3 protein-coding genes are annotated in these 4194 nt (G+C 55.9%); 2 read left to right on the forward strand and 1 reads right to left on the reverse strand.

Features of this window, described 5'->3' with window-relative positions:
* The first annotated feature begins 101 nt into the window (after nucleotides 1-101).
* Complete coding sequence (locus tag AC06ND_RS06690) at nucleotides 102-383, forward strand: hypothetical protein (protein WP_475678221.1); 282 nt, start codon at nucleotides 102-104, stop codon at nucleotides 381-383.
* A 2-nt stretch (nucleotides 384-385) separates the two neighbouring features.
* On the opposite strand, the gene AC06ND_RS06695 is transcribed toward AC06ND_RS06690, so the two are convergent.
* Nucleotides 386-3487 (reverse strand): TolB family protein, encoded by a 3102-nt coding sequence (locus tag AC06ND_RS06695; protein WP_475678222.1) that lies wholly within the window; start codon nucleotides 3485-3487, stop codon nucleotides 386-388.
* A gap of 102 nt (nucleotides 3488-3589) precedes the next feature.
* Here AC06ND_RS06695 and AC06ND_RS06700 point away from each other — a divergent pair.
* A partial coding sequence (locus AC06ND_RS06700; RefSeq protein WP_475678223.1) for a Na/Pi cotransporter family protein occupies nucleotides 3590-4194 on the forward strand: 605 nt, incomplete at its 3' end.

The following is a 4194-nucleotide window of genomic DNA, read 5'->3' on the forward strand; positions in this document are numbered from 1 at the left end:
GGCTCTATCTCATCGGCCAGACCTGCAACGTGCTCCTTACCCTCTTCGCCGTATGGATCCTTCTCTCAGGCGTCATCTTCAAGATTCCTGTACTCTCTTAAATGAGTAAGAAGAAAACAATATTCAAGGTGATCACCGTCCTCGTGACGGTGGTCATTTTTATTATGGCCGGCTACATAGTCTGCAATCACATGGGACTTATCGACGACATGGATTTCGGAGCCGGCGCCTATTACTATGCCGATATCCCGAACTTCGAGAAATACTCCGGCGAGAATCTCTACCAGTCAACTCTGCCGACATGGCTGGCTATAGTTCTCTTCCTCGCCTGGGGTGCCCTGATGTGGCGCCTCTGGCTCTGGATAGACAAGAGAGGAAAGTAGGATTAAGGGAGTGATACCCTGAATACAGGGCCGAAGAAATTGCGTCCAATCTCTATTCCGGACGCCTCATATCCGCTGTAGGCGGATCCCCCGTTATAAGACCAAGTTACGCCGACCGAGATCGGAATCGCAGCCCAGATGATGCCCGAAAGGTCTGCCGTCAGGGTTGCTCCTGCGCTGAAGAGATTTCCGTCAGCGTTCAGCATCATGTCGAAATGCGGCGTGAGTGTCATGCTCTTGACGAAGAGCAGGCCGTGTACCAGGTCGAGATCTCCGACCGAGAAAGGAATACCATATTCAGCAGTGAAGTTGAGCACCTGCTTCTGGGCCGAGGACGCGGTCTGGAGCAATTCCGCATTGCCCGACTTTCCCCTTGGGAGCATGTTGAGGCCGCCGCCCCAATAGATGCCCTTCGAGACGAGGCTGCGCTGGTACTTTGCCGTGAGCTTCCATCCTTGCTCTGGAAGGAATCCCGGCAGGTACATGTATCCATACCCATAGAGAGTAGGCTTGAAGAGGGACCTTGATGCCGGTGTCGGAAGTCCGAGTCCGAGCCTGGTGAGTGCGCCGACCTCGGCTCCGATTCCGAATCTTGGGTACACGGCATTCTTTGCCGTCGCGGTCATGATGTAGCCGCGCACGGAGGCGTTTATCGTCTGCCTTGCCATTATCTTGCCCGGGACATAGGAGTCGAAGAATCTGAGTCCGAGGCTTTCCTCGCGGCTATCCCAGACGGCGAGACTGGTGTCGTAATGGTCGTTGCTGACGGTGTAGCTTGCCTTAGGGATGACGCCGCTGACCCATCCGCCCTTATACCATTTCCACGGGATGTATGCCGAGATCTGTGCTTCGAGAGCCGGCCTGCTGCTTGCGGCCGAAGGGGTGGAGAATCCCATTTTTCCGCCAGCATATCGGTACGAACGGGTAGGGAGGTGGTCGGTGGCGGCCCTGTCATTGAAGTCGAGGCTCGCCTCGAAGACCGGATACCAGCCGGTATAGGTCATCTTGATGTGTCCCGAATGGCGCCACTTGTCCTTGTTTGCCGGATCCTTGTGGGCGGCATATCCGATCTGGGTGACCATGGTGCTGAGCTTGTTCTGCATGAGCACGGTCGCTCCCGGAGCCGCCACCTGATAGATTCGGTCGAAGCTCTGGTTCATGATGTTGTCCACGTTCACATAGAGTGGAGCCCATGAATGGACATTGAAAAGATGAGGGAGCTTTCTCCATCGACGGACCTCGGAGAAGCTGACGCTGTCCTCGTCCAGAGCTGTGACACCGTACTCCTTCTCCTGCTCGCTCAGCCTGTCGGCGATGAAGTAGCTGTATCTCTGGCTGAAGTCCACGGTCTTCGTCGGGAGAGAATCCACCGCGGTCCTGAACACTGGCGTACCCTTGAGCTGCGGAGCAGCATAATAGAGCCATTCCCCGTCGTCCGAGTAGCGGAACCATTTGGCTCCGTAGCGTATATTGGTGATCTGTCGTACCCTACCGCTGTCCGGGTCGACGCTGTATAGTTCGTGCTCTCCGGTCCTGTCGGAGGTGAAGGTGAGTTCGCCGTCCCTGCTGCCCAGGTCCGCCATGATTACTGGCTGAGGTGCGATGATTGTCTTCCATGATGTCTCCTCCGCCTCCGGGTTTACGAGCTCATAGAGTCCGCTGCCCGAGTCGGAAAGTGCGATAGCGAAGATCCTGTCTTCTCCAAGCCACGCCGTTTCGGTTACCTGGAGGCTGTCCGGCATCCTCACACTGCGTCTTTCCTTTGTCCTTACGTCGATGGTTGAGATGCCTGTCCCTCCGAAGTCGAAGTACTCGGCCGCCAGGATCTGGCTCCCGTCGGCATTTGGAGAAGGATTGAAATACCTGCCTTTGCGGGTGACGCTTACCGGGTGACGTAGCCTCGCGTGTCTTCCGTCAGAAGCGTTCTTTCTGGCGGAGTTTATCCTTCTGAGCGAAGAGCGGTTCTCCATGTCCCACCTCGGCCCGTCCACGGTCTCGCTCCACCACAGGCTTTCACCGTCAGAGCGCAGTCCTCCGGATTTTGCGGAAAAAGATCTGATGCTGCGCGTCTTGCCGGAGTCGTCTATCCTTACGAGCTGAGGACTGCGGTACATTGATTTCCTGACCGCGTAGATGTCGCCGCCCAGGGATGCCAGCCCGTAATACTGGGTGAAGCCCCTGCCTGTCTTCGTGACCTGTTCCATCGGCATGAACGGGGCCCTCTCGTCGAGCTCGGCCCTCCAGTGTACGGCCATGCTGTCTGCCACCTCCGCGAAGGCCTCGCGAAGGAACTTGCCGGTGAGCTTTCGGATCTCATGGAAATTGGTGATGTCGAGAGGCATGCGGGCAAAGTGCTCATAGTTGTTGCCCACGAAGTCCTTGTCGCCGTAGAAATATCTGAATCCGCTGAGCGTCAGGTAGCCGAGCGCATATTTGTCCGGAATGAACCTGGTCTGGGATTCGTGCGACCAGCGGCTGAAGTTGCGCATCTGGCCCTGGTCGAAGGATATCCTGTAGTAGTTGAGGAAATCTGCCGTCCTGCCTCGCCCGGAATTGGTGAGGGCTGTCTCCGCGATCACCGCGTCTCCTTCCATCCAGCTGGGATGTCCGTAGAGACCCGACGCGCCGCCGGCTATCATCTCTCCGAAGAACCATCCGAAAGGACGCAGGGTCTTCGTGAGTCCGAACTGCATCTGTGCCACATGGCGGGACTCGTGGATCACGAGCATACGGTCCCAGCTCAATGGCATGAAAGGATAGGCGTCGGGCTGGGTGTACAGGTCGACCCTGTGCGGAGCCCATGCCACGGATCCGTTGGAGTCCGAGTTGAAGGGGTGCAGGACGACAGGCATCTTGCCTCTCGTATATTCTCCCGGGAGATAGTGGATTGACTGTCCTACCGGAGTTCTCCACCTTTCGAGTTCACGCCCGTAGACCCTTGCCAGAGAGTCGAGTCCGCGGGGGTAGATGAGCCTGAAGTTCTCGGTCTCGACCTGGTTCCATCTTGCCCTCGCCGGGTCGTCTCCGGTCACGTAGAACTGTGCTCCGGCAGTCGCGGCGAAGAGCATCAGTGAAAGGACTGTCGTGGCAAGTCTACGGAACATGTGATTTTGTTTTGCCGTAAAGTTACAACTTTTGTCAGACACATCGATTTTTTTAGTATTTTTGCTCTGATTTAGCAATTAATAATCACAACCAATATTTCGATGGATACAGTATACGCTGTACTTAAAATGCTCGGCTGCCTTGGCATGTTCCTCTTCGGAATGTCACAGATGAGTGGCGGCCTCCAGAAACTGGCAGGAAACTCTCTCAGGTCTTTCCTCGCCTCTATGACCTCAAACCGTGTAAAATGCGTGATCACCGGTATCGTCGTGACTGCACTCGTTCAGTCTTCGACAGCTACCACCCTCATGCTCGTGAGCTTCGTGAATGCCGGACTCCTTGCCCTGGCAAACGCCATCGGAGTCATCATGGGTGCGAATATCGGAACGACCGTGACCGCATGGCTCTTCGCCCTTTCTTTCGACGGGTCGTTCAGCCTCGGTGCCATCGCGATCCCGATGATGTTCTTCGCGTTCCTGTTCATGTCCCTCAAGAGGACAAAGTACAAGAACTTCGGTGAGTTCATCATGGGCTTCGGCCTCCTTTTCCTCGGACTCTCAACCCTCAAGGATACTGCATATCCTATCCTTTCTCAGCCTGCAGTCCAGTCTTTCCTGGCTCCGCTGACCAACTTCGGATTCGGATCTATCGTCCTCTTCATGATCATCGGTGCCTGCATGACCCTCATGCTCCAGTCATCAGCCGC

It is taken from the genome of Candidatus Cryptobacteroides sp. (assembly GCF_056207615.1).

Coding starts and splice junctions, on each gene's coding strand:
- AC06ND_RS06690 (WP_475678221.1), top strand. CDS start 102: ATGAGTAAGAAGAAAACAATATTCAAGGTGATCACCGTCCTCGTGACG.
- AC06ND_RS06695 (WP_475678222.1), bottom strand. CDS start 3,487: ATGTTCCGTAGACTTGCCACGACAGTCCTTTCACTGATGCTCTTCGCC.